General features: G+C 54.7%; 20 protein-coding genes. 8 read left to right on the top strand and 12 right to left on the bottom strand.

Annotated features, from left to right (window positions below; translation table 11 throughout):
* The first annotated feature begins 77 nt into the window (after positions 1 to 77).
* On the top strand, positions 78 to 1,511 hold the full coding sequence (locus EPN96_08685) for an HD domain-containing protein (GenBank protein TAL16613.1): 1,434 nt from the start codon (positions 78 to 80) through the stop codon (positions 1,509 to 1,511).
* A 35-nt stretch (positions 1,512 to 1,546) separates the two neighbouring features.
* Here the strand turns inward: EPN96_08685 and EPN96_08680 are convergent, their stop codons facing one another.
* The 3 genes from EPN96_08680 to EPN96_08670 form a co-directional block, all read right to left on the bottom strand.
* Positions 1,547 to 2,116: an NUDIX hydrolase gene (locus tag EPN96_08680; protein ID TAL16612.1), complete on the bottom strand. Its 570-nt coding sequence runs from the start codon at positions 2,114 to 2,116 to the stop codon at positions 1,547 to 1,549.
* Positions 2,117 to 2,119: 3 nt separating this feature from the next.
* Positions 2,120 to 3,298 (bottom strand): hypothetical protein, encoded by a 1,179-nt coding sequence (locus EPN96_08675; protein TAL16611.1) that lies wholly within the window; start codon positions 3,296 to 3,298, stop codon positions 2,120 to 2,122.
* Positions 3,299 to 3,727: 429 nt separating this feature from the next.
* Positions 3,728 to 4,201: a hypothetical protein gene (locus tag EPN96_08670; protein ID TAL16610.1), complete on the bottom strand. Its 474-nt coding sequence runs from the start codon at positions 4,199 to 4,201 to the stop codon at positions 3,728 to 3,730.
* Positions 4,202 to 4,556: 355 nt separating this feature from the next.
* On the opposite strand from EPN96_08670, the gene EPN96_08665 reads away from it, so the two are divergent.
* From EPN96_08665 to EPN96_08650, 4 genes are all read left to right on the top strand, one after another.
* Entirely contained in the window at positions 4,557 to 6,509 is a 1,953-nt protein-coding gene (locus EPN96_08665; protein TAL16609.1) for a HAMP domain-containing protein, read from the top strand.
* A 6-nt stretch (positions 6,510 to 6,515) separates the two neighbouring features.
* Positions 6,516 to 7,877: a sigma-54-dependent Fis family transcriptional regulator gene (locus tag EPN96_08660; protein TAL16608.1), complete on the top strand. Its 1,362-nt coding sequence runs from the start codon at positions 6,516 to 6,518 to the stop codon at positions 7,875 to 7,877.
* Between the two features lie 235 nt (positions 7,878 to 8,112).
* Positions 8,113 to 9,552: a hypothetical protein gene (locus EPN96_08655; protein ID TAL16607.1), complete on the top strand. Its 1,440-nt coding sequence runs from the start codon at positions 8,113 to 8,115 to the stop codon at positions 9,550 to 9,552.
* 179 nt (positions 9,553 to 9,731) lie between these two features.
* A complete protein-coding gene (locus tag EPN96_08650) occupies positions 9,732 to 9,917 on the top strand; it encodes a hypothetical protein (protein ID TAL16606.1) in 186 nt (61 codons plus the stop codon).
* A 129-nt stretch (positions 9,918 to 10,046) separates the two neighbouring features.
* On the opposite strand, the gene EPN96_08645 is transcribed toward EPN96_08650, so the two are convergent.
* Both EPN96_08645 and EPN96_08640 read right to left on the bottom strand, forming a co-directional pair.
* The gene (locus tag EPN96_08645; GenBank protein ID TAL16605.1) at positions 10,047 to 11,327 is read right to left on the bottom strand and encodes a radical SAM protein; all 1,281 of its coding nucleotides are present in this window, start codon (positions 11,325 to 11,327) and stop codon (positions 10,047 to 10,049) included.
* A gap of 148 nt (positions 11,328 to 11,475) precedes the next feature.
* Positions 11,476 to 12,051, bottom strand: coding sequence for an HD domain-containing protein (locus EPN96_08640; protein ID TAL16604.1), 576 nt, complete (start codon positions 12,049 to 12,051; stop codon positions 11,476 to 11,478).
* Between the two features lie 85 nt (positions 12,052 to 12,136).
* Here EPN96_08640 and EPN96_08635 point away from each other — a divergent pair, with 85 nt between their 5' ends.
* On the top strand, positions 12,137 to 13,852 hold the full coding sequence (locus tag EPN96_08635; protein TAL16603.1) for a hypothetical protein: 1,716 nt from the start codon (positions 12,137 to 12,139) through the stop codon (positions 13,850 to 13,852).
* Between the two features lie 53 nt (positions 13,853 to 13,905).
* On the opposite strand, the gene EPN96_08630 is transcribed toward EPN96_08635, so the two are convergent.
* The 7 genes from EPN96_08630 to EPN96_08600 all read right to left on the bottom strand — a co-directional run bounded on the left by EPN96_08630 (position 13,906) and on the right by EPN96_08600 (position 19,976).
* On the bottom strand, positions 13,906 to 15,777 hold the full coding sequence (locus tag EPN96_08630; GenBank protein TAL16602.1) for a hypothetical protein: 1,872 nt from the start codon (positions 15,775 to 15,777) through the stop codon (positions 13,906 to 13,908).
* A gap of 77 nt (positions 15,778 to 15,854) precedes the next feature.
* Positions 15,855 to 16,775, bottom strand: coding sequence for a dihydroorotate dehydrogenase (locus EPN96_08625; protein TAL16601.1), 921 nt, complete (start codon positions 16,773 to 16,775; stop codon positions 15,855 to 15,857).
* 2 nt (positions 16,776 to 16,777) lie between these two features.
* Positions 16,778 to 17,368, bottom strand: a complete 591-nt coding sequence (locus EPN96_08620) for a cupin domain-containing protein (protein ID TAL16600.1) — start codon at positions 17,366 to 17,368, stop codon at positions 16,778 to 16,780.
* Between the two features lie 3 nt (positions 17,369 to 17,371).
* Positions 17,372 to 17,920: a 2-oxoacid:ferredoxin oxidoreductase subunit gamma gene (locus EPN96_08615; protein ID TAL16599.1), complete on the bottom strand. Its 549-nt coding sequence runs from the start codon at positions 17,918 to 17,920 to the stop codon at positions 17,372 to 17,374.
* Between the two features lie 25 nt (positions 17,921 to 17,945).
* On the bottom strand, positions 17,946 to 18,698 hold the full coding sequence (locus EPN96_08610) for a 2-oxoglutarate oxidoreductase (protein TAL16598.1): 753 nt from the start codon (positions 18,696 to 18,698) through the stop codon (positions 17,946 to 17,948).
* A complete protein-coding gene (gene vorB / locus EPN96_08605; GenBank protein ID TAL16597.1) occupies positions 18,695 to 19,762 on the bottom strand; it encodes a 3-methyl-2-oxobutanoate dehydrogenase subunit VorB in 1,068 nt (355 codons plus the stop codon). Before vorB ends, EPN96_08610 begins: the two co-directional genes overlap by 4 nt.
* Before the next feature lie 10 nt (positions 19,763 to 19,772).
* Positions 19,773 to 19,976, bottom strand: coding sequence for a ferredoxin family protein (locus EPN96_08600; protein ID TAL16596.1), 204 nt, complete (start codon positions 19,974 to 19,976; stop codon positions 19,773 to 19,775).
* A gap of 267 nt (positions 19,977 to 20,243) precedes the next feature.
* On the opposite strand from EPN96_08600, the gene EPN96_08595 reads away from it, so the two are divergent.
* Both EPN96_08595 and EPN96_08590 read left to right on the top strand, forming a co-directional pair.
* Complete coding sequence (locus EPN96_08595) at positions 20,244 to 20,507, top strand: hypothetical protein (protein ID TAL16595.1); 264 nt, start codon at positions 20,244 to 20,246, stop codon at positions 20,505 to 20,507.
* A gap of 25 nt (positions 20,508 to 20,532) precedes the next feature.
* Complete coding sequence (locus EPN96_08590) at positions 20,533 to 21,177, top strand: hypothetical protein (protein ID TAL16594.1); 645 nt, start codon at positions 20,533 to 20,535, stop codon at positions 21,175 to 21,177.
* The last annotated feature ends 515 nt before the right edge of the window (positions 21,178 to 21,692 follow it).

The raw sequence follows: 21,692 nt of genomic DNA, 5'->3' as shown, positions 1-21,692 counted from the left end.
TTTATACCACAGGCTGGACTGTGGTAGAAGAGAAGGAGCGTTTTGTCACTTTATTGAGGGGAGGTCGGGATAAAGGTTTGAAGTTCGACGCCGCCCGTCTTCGACTGGAAGGACCCGGCCTGAGGGGTGTCGCAGAGGTAAAAGCGGCTCTCGAACTCCTTGGCGCGGGCGAGGTTTACCTCGTTGGCGGCGCTCTGCGCGACCTGGCGCTGGGGAGCCTTTCAAGCCGTCCCGACCTCGACTTCGCCCTTGAGCGCCCCGATTTAACTCTTGCCTCACGAGTGGCGAAAGCGCTGGGGGGCAGCGCTTTCGTGCTCGACGAGGGGGAGGGGGCCTACCGCGTGGCCTGGGAGGGAGGTTTCGCCGACCTCGTAGCCCTTCGCGCCCCTACCATAGAGGAAGACCTCCGCAAGAGGGATTTTACCCTCAACGCCCTTGCGCTGAATCTCAGGACCGGAGAACTGCTCGATCCGCTGGGGGGGCTGGCGGCGCTTGAAAAAAGTATTCTGATTCCCTGCTCCCCCGAGTCCATGAAGGACGACCCCCTACGGGCTCTTCGTGCCTACCGCTTCGCCGCCGCCGGAAATTTCACCTTCTCCGAAGGGACGGCAAGGCAGATAAAGAATGTTTTGCCCCTGCTAAAACCGGGGTCGGGCGCGGTTTCACCCGAGAGGATACGGGACGAGCTTTTCAAGACCTTCACGGGCTCCTACCTTAAGACGGCGCTCAAAATGATGGAGGAGCAGGGAGCCCTTTTCGCGCTTTTCCCCTTCACCGAAAAATGGAAAGGACTCGATCAGGGCGACTACCACCGGTTCGACCTCCTCGAACACTCCCTTCGCGCCGCCGGTTTCGCCCGCGAAACGGCGGAGAGTCTCGGCGAGGGCAGGGAGTGGCTGGCCTCGCATCTCGAAGAACTTCACGAGCAGTCTATAACCCGCTTTTCCCTCCTCGTCTTCGCCTGCCTCTTCCACGACATCGGAAAGCCCTCGACCCGCACCGTCGAGCACTCCGGCAGGGTGAGATTCCTGACCCACGACACCCAGGGCGCCAGACTTGTCCAAAAAACCCTCTCGAACCTCCGCGCGGGAAAAAAGACGGCGCGGGCTGCGGAGCGGCTCGTGGCCGGGCACATGAGGCTCTTTAGCCTCGCCCATCAGGAAAAGCCGACCCTGCGCTCGCGCATGAAATTCCTCCGGGACCTGGGCGACGAGACCCCCGAGGCGATAATCCTCTCCCTTTGCGACGAACTCGCCACAGGCGGTGAGGACTCGGCTTACACCGCTCTCGGGCGGACGGGAGAAGAAATTCTGGAGTTATGGCTTATAGAGAAAAAAGCGCCGCAAAAGAGCGGACCGCTTCTCCTGGGCAGGGACCTTCTTGAGCTGGGAATCGCTGCAGGACCGGAGGTAGGAAGGATACTTAGAGCAGTGGGAGAAGCGGAAGCCGAAGGGGAAATATCTACTAGGGAGGAGGCGCTTTCACTTGTCCGAAACATTCATGAGAATTGAGTATCGAAAATGCAAATGAATGAATGGAGTTTTGGTCAGTATGCATTACTCGAATTTGGCATCAGAGCCTGATAGAGTGCCAACGCACTTAATGTAAAACCATCAGTGATTGTTCCCTGCCGAACCATTGAAATAATTTCATTAAAATTTAGAAACTTTCCCTCTATGATGGCTTCGTCAGACTTGACGTATAATAGTTTCTCTGCATCAGTAGGAAGATGCGCTATAAAGACAGCTACCATTGTCATCACTATGGCATTGTCGGGGTACTGGAATCCTAAATGTTCAAATTTTTCCGCCACAAGTGTAGTTTCTTCGGTTAATTCTCTATTGGCAGATACCTCAGGTAATTCATCCTTACGACCCCCGCCACGAGGGAATTCCCAAAAGGAACCACCAGTGGCATACCTATTAACCCTGATAAGTAGCATACGCCCGTCTGGTAGCCGTGGCAGGACAACCACTCCCACGGGGTTATCGTGGTATTTTATACGTATGTATGTTCCATTGCATCCGTTAGGGCATGAAACAATGTCATCGTATACTTCTATCCATTTGTTCTCATATACAAGCCGCTTCTGAATCAATTCAAATTTGTTGCTCATGGATTACCCGTCAGTCTTGCTTATAATCATGCCGAGATAGCGGCTAATATATTTATTTTCCATGTTATAAGAAGCCAATTCCGCATAATTACTAATGGCGCTTGTTAGATTTTTATTAATAAAAATTCCTGCTATTGGACTTATGTCGCGTACGATATCTTTTAGTTTACTAAAGATTTTTGGCCTAAAAATTAGGCCCATCCCATCATGTTCGCTGACTTTTGCCAAAAACTTAGCGGCTGCGAGTTCTTTGGTGAAGTAATCAGGTGAACTACTATTGCTACTGCGAATGAAACCAGTTACATCTTTCCAGCTCAAAACCGTTAAATCCGCCACATCATTCGCAGAGAATGGTTTTCTTAAATGCGTTTTGGCGGGAATACAATCCTTTACGGAGGTTGATTTTTCATCGGCCGTCCACGTAAGAGTAGTATCTGCGGCCTTTAGTGAAAAGGCTACTACTGTATTATATGCATTATCAACAAATTCACGCAAGGCTTTTTTTCGAATCTCTCCCAGCTCGTCCATTGTATTAATTATTTTATAGAGTACGCTTCTGCCCCTAGCGTTTGCTTCATCTAATTGAGTGTAATATTTACTTAATTCGTCCTCTTGTTCGCAGGCAATTTTGGCTTTCTTCTTTATAATACTAGGTAATAAATTAGGATCGTATTCTGCATATTCAATAGGGATTGGTGATTCAGTCAAACGAGCGCTAAAGCGTATGAGTTTGTCAATTTTTTCTGCTGTCTCCTCAGGTAAACCTTGTTTTGTTCCAGTTTTAACGTAATCTACGATGTCCTTGCGATAGTCTGGTTCATTCTTGGGATCATTGTGAATCTCAGGCCAAGCGGAAAATATGAAATTTGGGTCGTGTAACAATTTGGAGCAAAAGGCCGACACCAAGTTTGAGTCGTGTTTATCTTGGAGTTTAACACGCACTCGGCCACTTTTGATCAATTCTAAAAAATTGTCTTCCTCGGCTGTACTGTCCATTAAAATCCCCAGCACCACGCCGGAATCAAAAGCGTGTGTCTGAGAGAGTACGGGCGTTTCTCTCAAAATTACCGAAAGCATTAAGTTGGCATTTGCCACATGCCAAGGTTCCCAATCATTGTTGCCGTCAGTGAGGGGGGGTGTGCGCACTGTATCCAAAACGTCATGGTAGATGAGAGAGGCCATCAGATTCCTCCGCTTCATTAATGCGTGGGTTTCTTGAGCGACAGCGTAGTACGAAAAATGTGTACGTATGAATATCCATAAAATTATTCCGAATCCATTATGCGTTTTGATATTCTGGTTGTAAAGTCCATTTTAGCCTCTCAGTTTTTGCCGCAATGGATGGCCGAAAGTAGGAAGGATACTCAAACGAAGAGGCGCTGGCGTTAGCTAAGAGGCTGTCGGGAAACCGGTCGGGTGGAGCGTAACGATACCCGACGGTTGCAAGCATGTGGTGTTGGATTTGTTGGGTTTCGCTTGGCGGTTTCGGCAAGAGTGTTTCTCGGACGATTCGGTTTTATAGCCGGGCTTGCTTCTTCGTTTGGGCCGCTCAACCACAACCTACACAACTATTGAAAAACGCTGGAGAGGCCCCCGGTTTTTTAAAGCCTTTTAGCGCACCATCGGGCTCGACGAAGAAGCCGGCTCCTTCGGGGCGCTCGCGGAGGCGGAGGACTTTTCGATGTTGGCCCGGACCGTCCTCGCTATCTCCTGCGGGGAGGGCTTGAGGTTTTTGGAACGGCTGTAATCTCTCACCGAAACCAGCGCCGTCATTACCTCGCCTGCGGCTTTTTCGCTGGAAATTCCATCCTTTATTCTGGAATTGACCAGGCCGAGGAGGTCGGCCATGCACTCGCCCCGGCAGTCGTTGGCGGCATAGCAATCTATAAGCGACCTGAGGCTGTCGGAAGAGCCGCCGAGGGCGCAGTAGCGAGCGAGTTCGGCCTCCAGCGCCGCCTTTTCCGTTTCCGTAAGGACTACCTTTCCGGATAGCTGGTCGCCGATTATTTTTTCCGCCGCCGATACGGCGACGGGGCCCGAGAGCGCAAGCACAAGCGTCAGGAGTCCGAGAATTATGTATCTCATGGTGCGTAACCTCCGTTTTTTTCTTTCCCCTTCTAAAAGGATAGCAAAATATCCGGCGTTTTGAAGCTGTTTATTATGTAAAAATTAGTTGCCCTGCTCCTTGACCTCCGGGGGCCAAGGGCTGTAGCCTTTCGCGGCGAAACGTTTTTTGTTTGTCAGGGCTTGTCCGTAAATAGGCCTTTCGTAGATCGCGCCGGATTTTGAGAGCGGTTTTGTCGCGAAGACTGAGCAAAACCGCAGGCGTAGTTGTTCTACGGCGAGGTTTTGCGATTGATGAGCGGCGAAAGCGGGCCAAAAGCCGGATGCGAGAACGAAGGTTTTATTTACGGACAAGCCCTTAAGACGCGGCAAAGAGATGAAACGGCTTAGAAAATTCACTTTAAAAATACAACTCCTCCTGATGATTCTCCCTCTGGTGCTCGGGGGGGTCATACTCGTCGGCTTCGCGGTGGGCGCGATATCCTCCTCGCTCGCCTATCAGGGAGTAACCAAGGCCTCCCGCGACGACCTCGGCCATCTGGCCCAGTTCTCCGTAGACCTCCTCAATTCCCACTACAACCAGTTCGAGGTCTATCAGGAGGACAAGAAAAACACCGCCCGCAAGGATCTTTCAACCCTCGTCAACGTCGCCGTCTCGATTGTCGAGGGTAAAAACGGCGAGAGCAAAAAAGGGGGGGTCTCCCTCGCAGCCGCCAGGAAGGAAGCCGCGAAGGCCCTCAAGGAGATAAGCGTAGGTCAGTCCGGCTACGTCTACGTTATGAACTCCAGAGGCGACCTTCTGGTCCACATAGCCCAGGAGGGGCAGAACATCTACGATTCAACGGATGAAAACGGAAGGTATTTCATCCGGGAGATGTGCCAGAGGGCGCTTTCGTCGGGCAAAGGGGAGGTCCTTACGATCGAGTACCCCTGGAAAAACACGGTGCTCGGCGACAAGGCGCCGAGAAAGAAGCTGGTCGCCTACCGCTACTACGCTCCCTGGGACTGGATTGTGGCGGCGGGCTCCTACGTTGACGAGACCTACGAGGACGCGGCTTTTGAAAAGCGCGCCTTCGAGGAACTGAAGGATACCCTCAAGAAGAAGGGCGTGGGCACGACCGGCTACATTTACGCCGTGGACAAGAAGGGAATCGCGGTTATCCACCCCTTCCGCGAAGGGGAATCTCTCATCGACCAGACCGACCACCACGGCGGCTACTTCATACGCGAGATGCTGGAGAAAAAATCCGGGTGGATCGAGTACCCCTGGCAGAACGAGGGAGACCCGGCCCCGAGGATGAAGATAGTCCGGTACGAGTATTTCAAGCCCTGGGACTGGGTCGTGGCCGTCGGCTCCTACGAGAACGAGTTTCTGCACGACGCCGAGGTCATTAGCAGCAGGGTGATCTTCATCACCTTCGTGGCGGTGGGACTGGCGGCGCTGCTCTGCGTCCTTCTCGTTTATATGGCCTCGCTCTCCTTCACCATGCCGATAGTGAAGATGACCCAGATAATAAGGCGGGTTCACGGGAACATGTTCGGCGGTAGAATGGACGAGACGGGAAGCGACGAGCTCTCGGAGCTGGCCAGGGCGTACAACCGCATGACCGACGCCCTCGGCAAGCATATGGAGATGGAGGCCACCCTCGCCCAGCAAGGGAAGATGGCTTCTCTCGGCGTGCTCTCCTCCGGCGTCGCCCACGAGATAAACAACCCTCTCGGGGTCATACTCGGTTACGCGGCCTACCTCGAAAACAAGCTCGACCCCGGCGATCCCAATTTCAAATACGTGCAGGAGATAAAAAGGGAGGCCAAGCGCTCCAAAAAGATAGTGCAGGATCTCCTCAGCTATGCACGGGCCCCCCGTCCGGCCTTCGAGACGGTCGAGATTCCCGAGCTTCTCAATCAGATAGCCGATTTCGCCTCGAACCACTCGGACATGGCCGGAGTGGTGATCGTGAGGCACTTCGATTCCGGCCTGCCCGCGATAACAGCCGACGCCGACCATTTGAAACAGGTGGCGATAAATGTAATATTGAACGCCGGGGCGGCGATGAAGGGCAACGGCACCATGACTATCTCCGCCCAGATGGCCGACGAGGGGAAGGTCAGGATAATCTTCGAGGATACCGGCCCCGGCATAGACCCGGAAGTCCTCCCGAAGATATTCGAGCCCTTCTTCACCACAAGGCAGAGCGGCACGGGGCTTGGCCTTTCGATAACAAAGCAGATAATCGACCGCCACCACGGGGCCATAGAGGTAGAGAGCGAGGCCGGAAGGGGGACCAGAGTGATAATCACCCTGCCGGTAAGGCAAGAGGACTTCTAGGAAAGAATAATGCCGCAAAAAAGGATTCTCTTCATCGACGACGAAGAGGGCATGTGCCGCATGGTTGAGGCCGTGCTCTCCGACGCCGGTTACAAGGTCACCTCCTACACCAAAGCCGAGGAGGCGATAAGGGCCTACAAGCCCGGCAAATACGACCTCGTCGTCACCGACGTCAAGATGCCCGTCATGGACGGCCTCGAAGTCCTTTCCCGCATAAAGGCCCAGGAACCGGCCCCTCCGGTCATCGTCATCACCGCCTACGCCACCCTTGAGACCTCCATACACGCCCTCCGCAAGGGCGCCTACGACATGCTCACCAAGCCCTTCGAGCCCGAAGAGCTTCTGCACAGGATAAAAAACGCCCTCCGGCAAAAGCAGCTTCTGGCTGAAAACAGCGAGCTGAAAAAGGAGCTGGCGGGGCAGCGCGAGATAATAGGGGAGTCGCGCGCCCTTCACGGAGTCCTCGAAACCGCCGCCAAAATCGCCGAAAGGGACCTTCCCGTGCTCATCTCCGGCGAGTCGGGAACGGGAAAGGAACTTGTGGCGAGGGCTATTCACGCAAGGTCGCCGCGCAGGGACGGTCCTTTCGTCGCCATAAACTGCGGAGCCCTTCCCGCCTCCCTTCTGGAAGCCGAGCTTTTCGGCGCGAAGAAGGGGGCTTACACCGGGGCCGAGAGCGAAAGAGTGGGGCTGGTGCAGTCCGCCGACGGCGGCACTCTCCTGCTGGACGAGGCGGGAAACCTCCCCGAGAACGTCCAGAAGGTCCTCCTCCGCTTCCTGCAGGAAAAGGAGTTCTACCGGGTGGGCGACAGCGTCCCCACCAAGGTGGACGTGCGCCTCCTCGCAGCCACCAACGCCGATCTCGCGGCGGAGGTAAAGGCCGGGCGCTTCCGCGAAGACCTCTACTACCGCCTCGCCGTGGTCAGGATACAGATGCCGCCGCTGCGCGACCGGAAAGAAGACATCCCCCTGCTCGCCGCCCACTTCATAAAGGAGCAGAACCTCATCTTCTCGACCTCGGTGAAGGGGCTCTCCCCCGAGGCGAGAGAGGCGATGATGGAGTTCGACTGGCCGGGGAACGTGCGACAGCTAAAGAACGTCATAGAGGGCGCGATGGCGCTGGAGAGCGGGGATTACCTCGAAGCGGAGGCCCTTTCCCAGTTCATCCCCGTCCCCGAGCGCCCCTGCGAGACCGGTTCGGATTATCTTTGCGCGCTGGAGCGCTTCGAGAAAGAGTACTTCGCCGAGATGCTCAAGTTATCCGGCGACAACGTCGAAGAAGCCGCCGAGCGCGCCGGAGTCAACCTCGCCACCTTCTACCGCAAGATGAAGAGGTATGGGCTTAAACGGAAGAGGGAAGCCGGTTAGGCGGCTTGTGACGGCTTCGGCATTTTGGCGGGCTTTGTCGCCACTCGCTTGTGGACGGCTTCGGCTTTTGGCGCGATGCGGCGTCGCGTGCTCGCTCAAGGGCTCGCCGTAGCGCCGCTACTGCCTCGCCCTCTCGCTGCGCGGCTCCTTGCCTCGCGCCAAAATCCAAAGCCGTAATTTAAAACCTGATTACCGGTAGCACCGTCACTCCCGCGAACGGGAGTCCAGATTCCAGTTGGAGATAGACAATATGGCAGATCGGTTATTGAGTGATTCATTCGAGATTTCTGGCGAATGGTTCTTGCCTGAAGCCGAAGAGCGCAAAATACCTGGTACTTTGAAGTTTGTCGGCGAAAGAACAGAATTAGAATTATTTGAACCTCTTTCGGTGAGGGATGAAGGTATTGTTGCTGATACTGGTTCAAAGAACTATCCGGTCATTTATGGGATTACACTTGAGAGTGAAGCCATAACAATCCTGAAAGCTCGCAGTGCAGGAACTGCTTTTCGCATGAATTCCGGTGGAATTAGACAGCCAGAGCGAATAGTTTCTCATTGGTTGTTAGTAGGCGGTTTTTTAACAGCAGATTTTCTATACCATGAACTGAGTTTTAGGATTCCCGGACTCCATATTTGGCTATCCGAAAAACTTGTCCAAGAATCTCATGATCGTGAAGGTGCTAATGGCCCAATAGTTTTGACCTATAAGGTCGGTGGAGGTGCAGTTTACAAAACTAGTATTCCAGAACAACTAGACATTGAATGGTTTTACCAGCGTAGATCCAATACGGACCTGTTTACATCAGTAGAAGTAACTATATCCGGATGGATAAAAATATGCCCAAATTCGCCTCAAAAATTAACTTGGTATCTTGAAGAGTTATCGAAAATAACCACAATGCTTGCATTTATTTCTGGGTCTTCGATGTCTCCTGACTGTATCAAGGGCTTAATTGAGGAGCATCATCAGGCAATTTATGCACTTGTTTCCTTGGCAAACCGTAAAAGCTGCACTTATAATAGCGATCTAAATTTCTTTATGTTGCGCGACTCAATGGGGGTTGGGCTATCTGATGTTGTTGCACGTTGGTTTGAAGTCTATCCAAGGGTCCAGAAGCCAAGCGAACTCGCTTTAGGTGTATTGTCATCCGAAAAACTTTGGCTACATGTTGAATTTTTATCTTTGATGCAAGCACTAGAGGGCTTTCATCGAGGATTGTATGAAGGTCTATACATGGATGAGAGCAGCTATTCACCTATTAAACAAATACTTTCAGATGCTATACCTAAAGCTGTCTCCCCAGATCACAAAGAATCACTGAAATCACGAATACAATATGGGAATGAAATCTCTTTACGCAAGCGGCTTGACCATCTGGCGGCCTCGCTGCCAGAACAAATAAGGAAAATAGTTCTTGGGCATGATGGACAAGTACCGAGAACGTGGATTGATACGCGAAACTACTACACCCATTGGAATGAAGAAAGCCGTGAGAACGTACTTGACTTCCAAGGAATATATGAAGCCAATGTCCGTATTCGGCATTTTATTAGGATGCTATATCTGAACTTAATGGGAATACCAGAAGAAGCGATAGTGAAGTCGTTTGACAATCATAGCGATGGTTCGCGGCACTTATCCCAACTGAATGAAAAGGAACAATCTAGCCCTTAGGTTGGGTGGAGCAAACGACACACAACATTGCAGTCGCGTTATTTTTACTGATTGCCGGAATCCTTTACAATCTTACTGGATTGTCGTCTTTCCCGCGTAGGCGGGAATCCACGGTTTTTTACAACTATTTCTGACTCCCGCCTTCGCGGGAGTGACTTGAAATACATCATAGGTGTTTAATGAGATTCCAAAACATGACAAGGCCGCATGAGGAGACTCAAGAAACGCACGCGCTCTTAAGGATTCTTGCCCTCGGTAACCGGCAGATTGAAGAGGGCAGGGTTCGCCCGTTTGAGGAAGTTATAAAAGGTATAAGAGAGCGTCGAGTTAAAGGAGGACGTTTTGGGGCCAAGACTTATATTTAACATTTTAGTGATATGAGTCCCCGGGAGGGGTGACGAAAAGAAGGCTCGTTCAAAAACGAAATAAACGGAATGTTTTTGGACTCGAAGGTAAAATTTTTGCACTTATCTCAAGTCGTTTTGCGCATCCCCCTACATTCTAGACAGCCTCTTCAGCCGCTGGGCTTCTTCGACCGGCAGGCCGCTGTATTTCCAGAAGTAGAGGGAGTTGTTTGTCCAGAGGGGGTCTATATCGGGCGGGAGGAGGCCGGAGGCGAGGACTTTGTCAAAGTCGGGGGTTCCGGGGATGGGGGAGTATTCGGCGAGCCAGGGGCGGACGCCGAGTCCTTTGACGAAGCGTATCGATTCCTCCACCTCTTCGCTTGTCTGGCCTGGGAGGCCCATGAGGAGGTAGACGCCGATTCTTTCGGGCGGTATTCCGGCCTTCAGGAGGTTTTCGACCGCTGCTTTCGTTATCGGCGCGGTGACTTTGCCCCCGCTCTGGCTCTGGCGTTCTTCGTTGACGGTTTCGAGGCTGAGGCGAATAGTGAGGAAGTTGTTTTCGGCCATCGCCTCGGCCACTTCGGAGTCGAGAAAGCGGGCGTGGAGGCCGTTGGGGGTGTGGAAGGCGAGGGGGAGCTTTCTCTTCTTTACCTCCCTCATCAGCGGCAGAAAGCGGTTTTTTGCGTCTACCAGCAGCGCGTCGTCATAAAAGGCTATCTCCCTGACGCCGAACCCGGCGAGGGCGCTCAGTTCTTCAACGCAGTCTGAAACTTTTCTCGGTTTGTACTTTTCCGAAAGCAGATTCGAGGCGCAGTAGGTGCAGGAAAAGGGGCAGCCCTCGGCGGTGCGGATTGCGCCGTAGGCCGCGCCGTCGTGGAGGGAAAGCTCGTACCACTTTTTCGCTTCGCGCACCGGCTCTTCGGGAAGTCCGAGAATTTCCGCGAGCTTCGGACTGTTTTTCGCCAGAGGCCCGCGAATGACGTAATCCGCTCCCGACATTTCTTCGGCGTGGGCGGGCCAGAGGGTTGGATAGACCCCGCCAAGGACTACCGGAACGCCGGGAAGACGCGAGCGCGCAAGTTCTATAGCGCGTAGCGCTCTCGGATACCAGTAAGACAGCGCCGAGGTGACGAGCACCGCGTCGATTCTACCCGCCCCCTCCAGCCTTCGCAGAAACTCCCCCTCGCCGATGCCGTAAAAGCCGAAGGCCTTGGGAACCCCCTCCGGCAGGGCGGAAGGGGCGAGTTTTTGCTTTTTGAACTTGCCCGGCGCGGGGAAAGGGGAAAGGCAGTCGAGGAGCGATACTTCCGCGCCCCGCTCGTGGAGCCACTCGGCAAGCCGGTAGAGACCCAGCGGACGGAGCCAGAAGTTATAAGCCGAGGTGTCGGCTATCCAGGGGTTGACGAGAAGAAATTTCATAACAAGTCGCATTCTTTTTCTGAATCAAGCGTGCAAATCCGGCAAACTATTTCGGCGAAGGGCAAGGAGTCCGCAGGCCGCGCGACGAGACAGTATCGTGCAATACGGCGAGGAGCGCGGCCGAGAACCGACGCAGCCATTCGCCGAAAGAGGAAGCCGGTTAGACTTTTCCGCCCTTCGTCCACCAGTCCGATTTTTTATCAAACCACCACGCCGAGGAATCGCCGTCCAGAATCGCCTTTGCAAGGCTCTTCGCCTCTTCGGATTTGAGCCTCTCGACGGTGAAGGGAATCCACTCGGCGGCGTTCCGGTTGCCGATGTCGTGATGCTCCTTGAGCTGAAGGAGCATTTCAAGGTTGTCCGCGTCGCGGGCGATCCTCGCCTCGGCGGTCTTTTGCTCGCGGAATTCCGCAAGCAGCCCTTCCATCTCCCCTCCGAATGGGAGCCCCCGTGTCATGTCCCTGGCCGCGCTCTCCTCGTCTGCCTTTACGTATTTCTGGTTCATGTAGTTGAGGTCGCCGGTGCGCGCTTCGGGGAGGTCGTGGAAGAGCGCCAGTTTCAGTGTCTTGTCCCTGTCGATTCCGGGAATCCGGCCGGCGAGGGCGTAAGCTATAAGAGCGGTCCTGAAGATATGTTCCGCGACCGATTCCGAGCCGGAGCCCAGAAACTGCCATCCGGTGCGGGGGGTGCGCTTCAACATCCCGGCCTCGAAGAGAAAATCGGCTATCCTGTTCAAGTTTAAATCTCCCTATTTTACAGGGTTACGTTGACGATTAGGGTTTTGTGCCATACACTTTACGTATAATAAAAGGAGCGACCTCATGGGCCCGGTCAGAGAGACCCTTTGCGAACTTCTATCGCAAAATTGCGGTGGCGACGTTCAGCCTGCCCTTGAGGGTATTTTGTCCGCGATCAGCGATATCGTGGAGATCGACGCCGACCAGCCTTGGAGGCAGATAGTCCGCGACGCTTCGCAGGTCATCGTCGATTTCCTCGGCGGTCAGGCGGCCGTTTTCCGCATCCGCGAGCGCTCCACCGGCCGAATGGCCGTTCTCGCTTCCTACAGAATGCCGGAAGACCTTGGCGAGGATGAATGCTCCTTCGAGGATGACATCGTAGCCGAGGTCGTCTCAACGAATCAATCCCGCTATGTCACCGGCCAGCCGTGCAACAGTTTCAGCTCCATCCTCTTTTTGCCCGTCAACGTCCGTTCGATGGTCGACAAAGAGGAGGAGGTGCGCGGCGTGCTGGTGATTTACTACCCCCAGCCGGTCGCTCTCTCGCCCCTGGAAATTCACGTCGCCGAGATGATGGCGCTGAAGGTGGGCTACGTGCTCGCCAGAAGGCGCATTATCGAGATGAAGCGGATGGCCCAGAAAAAAGAGTGGATTGTAGAGAAGGTTTTCGCGAAGCTCTCCCTGGAGAAGGGCCTGAAAATGAAGGACCTCTTCAGGATGATGGTCGACGAACTGTACGACATAATTAAAATTCAGAGCTGCACCCTCTTCGCCATCTCCGACGACGGCGCCGAAGCGGTGCTGGAAACCGGATGGCCCGAGGTGGGGAGCTACCACTCGGTGGGCGGCGTCTTTCGGCTCGACGAGCACCCGCACCTTGCCGCAGCGGTCAGGCTGGACCAGCCGATGGGAGATTTCACCCACGAGAGAATCTACAACAGCTACATTCTGGTGAAAAATCCCTACGAGAGCAGGCTGACCTCACCCGACCTGAAACGCTTCGCCGTCGAACACGGAATATATTCGATACTTTACGTCCCCCTGCGGATAGGGGACAACGTCCGCTACCTCCTCGTCTTCGACGCGCTGGAGAAGAAAAAGGCCTTTTCGGACGAAGACATCGAGATACTCACCTTCTTCGGCAAGGAACTGACGCAGGCGCTTGAAATCGAGAGGCTCGACGACATCCTCCACGATTTCAAAAACCCCGCCATAGCTATCGCGGGGTTCGCGAGACGGGTTAAAAAGATGGTCGAGTCAGATGCGACCGACAAAAAAACGATGCTGGGCTACATAGACATCGTCATCAACGAGGGGACGCGGCTTCAGGAGATGGCGATGAGCCTCTTCCCCGTGTCCCGCCCGGAGATTCTCGATTTCGCGGAGGTCGTGAAGGAGAGGTTCGTCATAAACCGCGAAGCGATAAGCGAGAGCCGCTCCAACGGCGTCACCCTGACCGAAAGCGGCCTCGACAGGACGGACATAAAGGTGCGCACCTCAAGGATGGCGCTGCAAAGGGTTCTTGACAATCTCTTCAACAACGCCACGAAGGCGATACCGCAGGAGGGCGGAGACCTCTCGGTAAACGTCTACCCGGACAACGTGTCGGCGGTGGCCGAGATAACCAACACCGGCAGGATCTCCGACAAGGCGTTAAAGCAGATTATCTTCGACGAGACGAGGGGCAGGGGGCTCGGCATCGTCAACAGACTGGTGTCCAACATGGGCGGCAATCTCGCCGTCGAAGTGGGCGAGAAAACCACCACCTTCCGCATAAACCTGCCGCTTTATCGCGGATGAGACGAGAAATTAAACCACGAAACAAAGCGGTTTTTTATCGCCCCCGGAGCGGTTTACTGGCCGATAACCAGCCTGATACCCAAATCCAAAAACGCTTTTGTCGGGACGTTCCCCCAGCGCAGCGAAATGCGTTGATCGAAATTCCCATCTAAACAGCCCCCGCCCCTGTAAATCTTGTAGATACCCGACACCGGACCCTTGGGGTCTACGGATGGCCCGACGCTGTAGAAATCACTCTGGTACCAGTCGTTAACCCACTCCCAGACGTTGCCGCTCATATCGTAGATTCCGAAATCGTTCGGGAGTTTTTCTCCGACTATATGAGTGACGCCTTCGCTGTTATATGTGCCCCAGGAGTAGTTATCAAGCAACAACGCATCGGAGGTCCCCGAATACTTTGTTCCGGGCATGTTGCCGCCTTTTGCAGCGTACTCCCATTCCGCCTCGGTGGGAAAACGGAAGTTCCGCCCGGTCATGGTTTTTAAAGCGGTTATATATTCCCTTGCCTTGTTCCAGTTGATATTTTCCATGGGATGGATAGGGGCGTCGGGGAGGAAAGCGTGATGGCTCGGATTTTGGCTGTTGACTATCTCCCATTGTTCCTGAGTCACCTCGTATTTCCCGATCCAGAAACCTTTGGACAAGGTAACCAGGCGGGTGGGTTTCTCGTCGCTGTAGCCACCGCCGAATTCATCACCCATGATGAAGGTCCCTGCCGGCACCCACACAAAGTCGATCCCTGTAACCGGTTCAGTCCATGTTTCCCCGGGGTTGGGTTCGTTTTCGAGATCGTACACCATTTCCTGAAGTTCGGAGTCAGTCCACCCGAACTTTGTTGCCACGGCTTTGATGGTGGTGTCGGTATTGACGGTTATCGGAAAGCTGAACACCGCGCTGTCTTCAGTAGGCGTCGTACCGTCCATCGTGAAATGGATTGTCGCGCCGGGTGTCGCGGTCGTTATTGTCACGAGTTGATCGTCGGCATAGACGCCTCCGTCGGGGGTGAAGACGGGGTTTTCGACCACTGGCGGGGGATTGTCGATGGTATAGGTCGCGCTCTTCACGCTGGAGTCCGCCCAGCCGTCTTTGACGGCTACGGCCTTGATTGTCGTATTGAACAAGACCTCCACGGGGCCGTTGTACAGCGTGCTTGAGGAGGTGGGGATTGTGCCGTTTGTCGTATAGTGGATTTGGGCCTCCGGGGTAGCGGTCTCTATCGTTACAAACTGGGTATCGTCGTAGAGCCCCGGCGGAGGTGAGAAAGCTGGGGTTTCAATCTTCGGCAGAGTGATGTCGATGTTGTAAGCCGCGCTTGCGGCGTCCGAGTCGGTCATCCCGCTTTTTACCGCGATGGCCCTTATGGTGACGTCTTCGGTGACTGATATCGGACCTATGTACTGCATGGCGGAAGTCGTCGGTGTGTAGCCGTTCGTGGTGTAGTAGATCGCGGCGTCCGGCGTCGCCGTGGTGATCGTCACTTCCTGGTAGCTGTTGTAGGTTCCACCCCCGGGTGAGAAGACGGGAGTTTCGGCTTTGTAGGAGGTTGCGGAGGTTATGGTGTAGGTCGCGCTTGCGACTGCTGAATCCGCCATTCCGCTCTTGGCCGAGATGGCCTTCAGCGTCCGGGAGGAATTTACGGTTATCGCGGCGCTGTAGACCGGAGAAGCGGTTGTCGGCGTTGTGCCGTCCGTCGTGTAATGGATGGAGGCGCCTTCGGTCCCGCACAGAAGAGAAACGCTCTGAGCGTTCTCGTAAGTCCCTTCGAGAGGACTGAAGAGAGGCGCTTCCGCGTGGGCGGTGGGCTCTCCTCCGCTGACTCCTTTTCCGCAGGAGACAAGGCAAATAAGAGCAATCAGGATTGCGAGGAATCTGAAAGCGCGCTTCATTTCAAGTCTCCCACCCATGCCGGCAAAGAAAATATTCACAGAGTATCCCTCTTTTTACTACTTTTAGATTGACGGGACAAGACTCTTGTGGGTTTTCAGAACAAGATTGGGCGGCGCTAGACTCTGAAAGTGCCTTTGAAATCTTCGAGAGTCTCCGCGCCGATTCCGGCGAGGTGCTCTTCTATTTCGGAGAGGATGGTCGAGGCGGAAGAGGGATTTACGAAGTTGGCGGTGCCTATCTGCACCGCGGAGGCTCCGAGACAGAGGAATTCGAGGGCGTCCCTGCCGCTGATTATCCCGCCGAGGCCTATGACGGGAATCTTAACTGCGCACAGGGTTTCCCACACCATGCGGAGGGCGACGGGCTTTATCGCCGGGCCCGAGAGCCCGCCGGTAACGTTGGCGAGGGCCGGGCGACGCCTTTCCAGGTCCACCGCCATGCCGGTCAGGGTGTTTATCAGCGAAACCGCGTCAGCTCCCGCTTCCTCCACTGCCCTGGCCATCACCTTTATGTCGGTGACGTTGGGAGAGAGCTTTACGATGAGGGGGAGGCAGGTCACCTTGCGCACACCGCAAACTACCTCGGAGGCGAGGGCCGGGGAGGTGCCGAAGGCGATGCCCCCGGCCTTGACGTTGGGGCAGGAGATGTTCATCTCCAAGGCGTGCACGCCTTCGATCGCAGAGAGTTTTTGGGCGCAGAGGACGTACTCCTCCACGGTGTTCCCGAAGAAGTTGGCTATGACCTTCGTGTTGTCCAGCTTGCGAAGGTAAGGCATCTTCTCCGCCTCGAAACGGTCGATGCCGACATTCTCCAGGCCGATGGCGTTGAGCATCCCCGCCGGGGTCTCGACGATGCGCGGCATCGGGTTGCCTGTTTTCGGCTGGAGGGAGAGTCCCTTCACCGAGATCGCGCCGAAGGCCGAAGGGTCGGCAAAATTCTCGAACTCGGAGCCGTAGCCGAAGGTGCCCGAGGCTGCGATGAGAGGGTTTTTGAGCGTCAACGCACCTATTTTCGCGGTCAGGCCCACCTTTTTCATCGTCATTTTCCCGGTGACCAGATTACGGCGACAATCTGCGCTTTCTCGCCGCCGTAACTTGAGACGCGGTGAGGGACTTTCGCGGAGAACTGTATCGAATCGCCGGGGGTGAGAACGTCGGTGTTCGCGTCGAGGCAGACTTCGACCTGCCCGGAGAGGACGAAGAGAAACTCCTCGCCCTCGTGGGAGGAGAGTTTGGCGGATTTGACCGTAGGCTCTTCGAGGGTGACGAGGTAGGGCTCTATGTGGCGGTCCTTCATCCCCGAGCCGAGCGACTCGTAGCTGTAGCCGTAGGAAACACCCTCTTTCGAGGCGAACCTGCTCACTGGCCTTCGGTCATCCTTCCTGACTATCGTGTAGGGCTCGCCGCCGTGCTCTCCCCAAAGCTCGCCGATGTTCACTTCGAGCGCCGAGGCTATTTTGCCCATGGCCCCGAGGGGCGGGCTCACCATATGGTTTTCAATCTGGTTTATGAGAGCGGAGGTGTAGCCCGTCTTTCCCGCCAGCTCCTGAAGGGAAACACCCTTTCCCTCGCGGAGCTTCTTGATCCGCTCGCCCACCGTCACCACGTTCGGTTCGCCCATCTGTTTCATCCTTTACTTTAATTTTTCGACAAGGGCAGCACCCTCGCGCAGGGCTTTTTCATTCAGGGGGATGAGTTTGTGGACCTTGGAGGGAAGGACTTCCTCCAGAGACTCGGCAAGCGACTCTATGGTAACGAGGCCGGTATGCCCAGCGAAGCCGCCGAGGGCGACCATGCTGGCGAGCTTCTCGTTGCCGAGGGACGCCGCTATCTCGTTGCAGGGGATCCTCGCTACGGCGACGCCCTCCTTCGAGAAGTTTTCGTCGGGGCAGACCGAGGAATTTATCAGCAGAAAGCCGCCGTTCGGTATCATCGGACCGAATTTCAACACCGAGGGCTCGTTCATCGCGATTACCCCGTTGGGGCTCGATGTCACCGGGCTTCCAACCTCGCGGTTGGAGATCGTCACGGTGCAGTTCGCCGTCCCGCCGCGCATCTCGACGCCGTAGGAGGGGAAGAAGGTGACGTTCAGGCCCTGCTTTATCGCCGCGAAGGCGAGGAGATTTCCAATCATCAGGATTCCCTGACCCCCGAACCCCGCCATTATCGTGGAATAATTCATCTTTACCCCTTATGTCAGGCCATGCTCAGAAGAAATCCGACCCTTTGCGCTCCTTGAAGACGCCGAGGGGGAAGTAGGGGATCATCTCGGCTTCGATGCGCTTGTTCGCGTCCAGCGGCGTAAGACCCCAGTTGATCGGGCAGGCGGAAAGGACCTCTACGATGGCGAAGCCGCGCTTCTCTATCTGCGCCTCGAAAGCCTCGAAGATAGCCTTGCGCGCCTTCTGGAGGTTCGCCGGGTTGTTCACCGCCACGCGGGCGGCGAAGGCGACGCCTTCGAGCTGCGAGAGCATCTCCGTTATCCGTATCGGGTAGCCGTCCTGCGAAAATTCCCTGCCGTAGGGGCTCGTCGTCGTGCGCTGGCCCAGCATCGTCGTGGGGGCCATCTGCCCGCCGGTCATTCCGTAGACGGTGTTGTTCACGAAGATGACGGTGATGGGTTCGCCCCGGTTGGCGGCGTGGATTATCTCGGCGGTGCCTATGGCCGCAAGGTCGCCGTCGCCCTGATAGAGGATGACGAACTTGTCCGGATTTGCCCGCTTGATACCCGTAGCCACCGCCGGAGAGCGCCCGTGGGGTGATTCGACCACGTCGATGTCGAAGTAATCGTACATGAAGACCGAGCATCCCACCGAGGCCGCGCCTATGGCGTCCTCGCGCACTTCGTACTTGTCTATCGCCTCCGCCACGAGGCGGTGGACGAGGCCGTGGTGGCAGCCGGGACAGAAGTGAAAGGGGCGGTCAACGAGGGATTTGGGCCTCGAAAAAACGGTTTTCACTTGCCCGCCTCCTTCGCGCTTAGCTCGGCCATGAGTTTTTCATAGATGTCGTCGGGCGAGGGGAGGAAGCCGGGCGGATAGCCGCAGAAGGAGACCTCGCTCTTTCCGTTCGTAGCGAGCATCACGTCTTCCACCATCTGCCCGACGTTCAACTCGACGGTGAGAAGCGGTATTCCCTTTTCGGCGACGGTTCTTATGGCCTGCTTCGGGAAGGGCCAGACGGTTATAGGGCGGATGAGACCGACCTTCCTGCCCTCCTCGTTGGCGCGGTCCACGGCGGATTTGGCTATGCGCGCCGCGCTGCCGAAAGCGACAACGGACAGCTCGCACCCTTCGGGGATTTCGAGGTGGACGCGGGTCTCGTTCTTCTCGATTTCGGCGTGTTTTTCCGCCAGCCGCCAGTTGTGCTCCGCAAGCTCGCCGTCGCCGAGGTAGAGAGACTTTATCTTTCTGCGCTCGCGCCCCTTCGCTCCGGTGAGTACCCACGCTTCCTTGCCGTAATCTTTTATCTCCGGCCGCCACTCCTCAAGCGGCTCCTTCATCATGCCCAGCATAGCATCGGCGAGGATCATCGCGGGAATGCGGTACTTGTCGGAGAGGTCGAAAGCCAGCACAGTAAGGTCGTACATCTCCTGCACAGTCGCCGGGGCGAAAACCAGCGTCCGGTAATCGCCGTGGCCTCCGCCGCGCGTCGCCTGAAAGTAATCCCCCTGGCTCGGCGCGATTCCGCCGAGTCCCGGCCCCGAGCGCTGGATGTTCACTATCACGCCGGGTATCTCGCTACCCGCCATGTAGCTTATTCCCTCCTGCTTCAGGCTTATGCCGGGGCTCGACGAACTCGTCATGGCGCGCTTGCCCGTCGCTCCCGCGCCGAGGAGCATGTTTATCGAGGCTATCTCGCTCTCCGCCTGCACGAACTGCCCGCCGAGGCCCGGGAGGACGCCGGAGAGGTACTCGGGGATGTCGCTCTGGGGAGTTATCGGGTAGCCGAAGTAATAATGGCACCCCGCCGCCACCGCCGCCTTGGCGATGGCAATATTGCCTTTCTCGAAGGTCTTCTTCATCGCGCTCCCCTTACTTCTTCACTTCGATGACGACGTCGGGGCACATCCTCGCGCAGATGGCGCAGGCGGTGCACTCCTCCTCGTTCACCCAAGAAACCGGCCTGTAGCCCTGGGCGTTGAAGCGGTCGGTGAAGGCGAGGCAGTTCTTCGGGCAGAACTCTATGCAGAGCCCGCAACTCTTGCAGCGATCCTCGCGGATCGTAACCTTGGGCATATCTGTGAAACCTCCGTCGGAATCAAAACGAATCTTATCAATTTACCAACTGCGGCAAAAAACGTCAAATGGGGAGTGTAGGAGGTGAGGGGAAGGATCGCGCCGGGTAGGTCGACTTTGGGGACGAAGCCGACAAGACATAAGCCTGGTAGACAATACGCAAATTGTTTGTCACCTACGCTCAAAGCGATCTACAACCTCAAAAGAAGTCCCCAATTTCGTTTTATCGTTTATGGCGGCTGTATTTCTATTGTGGTACAAAGAGATATGTTTAGGGCAAACGGCAACACGATCAAGAAAGTCACACAGGCAGCAGTCTGGGATTACGTCTACGACATGGAAAACCTGCTGGTTGAAGTAAAGAAAGACGGCGTGACGGTAGCGCTTTACGGCTACGACCCCTACGGCAGAAGGCTCTGGAAGAGCGTAAATAACGCGGTAACCTACTTCGCCTACTCCGACGAAGGACTGGTGGCTGGAATACGACGCGAGCGGGGCGATACAGAAGAGCTACGGTTACCTGCCGGGTAGTTTCTGGACGACAAACCCGCTTTACATGGCTACGGATGAAACCGCCGACGGAATCTGGCGCTACTACTGGTACCAGAACGACAACCTCGGCACGCCCAAAGCCCTCACCGACGAAAACGGGCAGATCGTCTGGAGCGCAAGCGCCGAAGCCTTCGGCAAGACCGCCGTGGACACGGCCAGCATAGTAACCAACAACCTCCGCTTCCCCGGCCAGTACGAAGACGCCGAAACCGGCCTGCACTACAACTACCACAGATATTACGACCCCGAGATGGGGAGGTACACCACGGAAGACCCCTTGGGAAATTTTATTATTACAAACAAAAAAAGGAGTTCTACGATATTTATGAATTCAAATCACTTCTTATATGCAAATTTAAACCCAATAAATCTTACTGATATTTATGGTTTAATATCAGAATCCAGAGCGTGCGATAAGAAGAAATGCAATGATGATGCGGGAGAAAACTTTAATAAATGCATTACACTGATTGAACAAGCAGCTTCAATTTGCGCAACGACTGTTTCTATTGCCTGTATTGGTTCGGGTGCAGGATATTATGCCTGTGTATATTATGGGCTTGAAGCGTGTGGGTATGCCACCGTTATTGGTGGCGCAAGCTGTGGCATAGGGCTTGTAAGTTCTCAGCTACAATGTAATGACTTGTAATTTACAAAGGAACATTGCATGATTGGTATTAGGAAGCATTTTAAACATTGTATCGTTGTTGTGGTGCTGCTTGTTTTTATTTTTTCTTTTTTTAGAAATTATTTAAATTCTACTTGTGTAGATTTGATGACCATTCTTATTATGCTGTTTTCAATCCCTGCATTGATTGCAGGTAGCGATATTATAATATCGGAGCGGGGCAGGTTGCCGTATATAATGTATATAGTTGTAAGTGATTCTTACTATTTGCTAATAGCAATACTTGTTAATAATTTGTATATAAAATATACAATGTATATATTTTTAATAGTGTATATCATAGTTGGTTTATCTCAATTACGGCGTTGGCCTCGTAAAATACGCGATTAACGAGCCGTGTAGGTCGGATTGAACAGCGTGAAAATCCGACAATGCGACAAATTGATTTTGCTGTTTAAATCCAACACGCTCTTTGACAATTGAATATTACACCTACGACGCCTCGGGGAATCTTGAGGCGGTGACGGACCCGAAGG

The sequence above is a fragment of the bacterium genome (assembly GCA_004322275.1).
Lineage (GTDB): Bacteria > Desulfobacterota > Deferrisomatia > Deferrisomatales > BM512 > SCTA01.
Note: the sequence above shows the minus strand (reverse complement) of the source record. Positions and strands in the feature narration are given on the sequence as shown.

What these genes read in the sequence shown, in the direction of transcription:
- EPN96_08680 (TAL16612.1), bottom strand. Translation starts at nt 2,116, where the DNA reads ATGAGCAACAAATTTGAATTGATTCAGAAGCGGCTTGTATATGAGAAC.
- EPN96_08675 (TAL16611.1), bottom strand. Translation starts at nt 3,298, where the DNA reads ATGGCCTCTCTCATCTACCATGACGTTTTGGATACAGTGCGCACACCC.
- EPN96_08670 (TAL16610.1), bottom strand. Translation starts at nt 4,201, where the DNA reads ATGAGATACATAATTCTCGGACTCCTGACGCTTGTGCTTGCGCTCTCG.
- EPN96_08665 (TAL16609.1), top strand. Translation starts at nt 4,557, where the DNA reads ATGAAACGGCTTAGAAAATTCACTTTAAAAATACAACTCCTCCTGATG.
- EPN96_08650 (TAL16606.1), top strand. Translation starts at nt 9,732, where the DNA reads ATGAGATTCCAAAACATGACAAGGCCGCATGAGGAGACTCAAGAAACG.
- EPN96_08645 (TAL16605.1), bottom strand. Translation starts at nt 11,327, where the DNA reads ATGCGACTTGTTATGAAATTTCTTCTCGTCAACCCCTGGATAGCCGAC.
- EPN96_08635 (TAL16603.1), top strand. Translation starts at nt 12,137, where the DNA reads ATGGGCCCGGTCAGAGAGACCCTTTGCGAACTTCTATCGCAAAATTGC.
- EPN96_08625 (TAL16601.1), bottom strand. Translation starts at nt 16,775, where the DNA reads ATGAAAAAGGTGGGCCTGACCGCGAAAATAGGTGCGTTGACGCTCAAA.
- EPN96_08620 (TAL16600.1), bottom strand. Translation starts at nt 17,368, where the DNA reads ATGAAACAGATGGGCGAACCGAACGTGGTGACGGTGGGCGAGCGGATC.
- EPN96_08615 (TAL16599.1), bottom strand. Translation starts at nt 17,920, where the DNA reads ATGAATTATTCCACGATAATGGCGGGGTTCGGGGGTCAGGGAATCCTG.
- vorB (TAL16597.1), bottom strand. Translation starts at nt 19,762, where the DNA reads ATGAAGAAGACCTTCGAGAAAGGCAATATTGCCATCGCCAAGGCGGCG.
- EPN96_08600 (TAL16596.1), bottom strand. Translation starts at nt 19,976, where the DNA reads ATGCCCAAGGTTACGATCCGCGAGGATCGCTGCAAGAGTTGCGGGCTC.
- EPN96_08595 (TAL16595.1), top strand. Translation starts at nt 20,244, where the DNA reads ATGTTTAGGGCAAACGGCAACACGATCAAGAAAGTCACACAGGCAGCA.
- EPN96_08590 (TAL16594.1), top strand. Translation starts at nt 20,533, where the DNA reads ATGGCTACGGATGAAACCGCCGACGGAATCTGGCGCTACTACTGGTAC.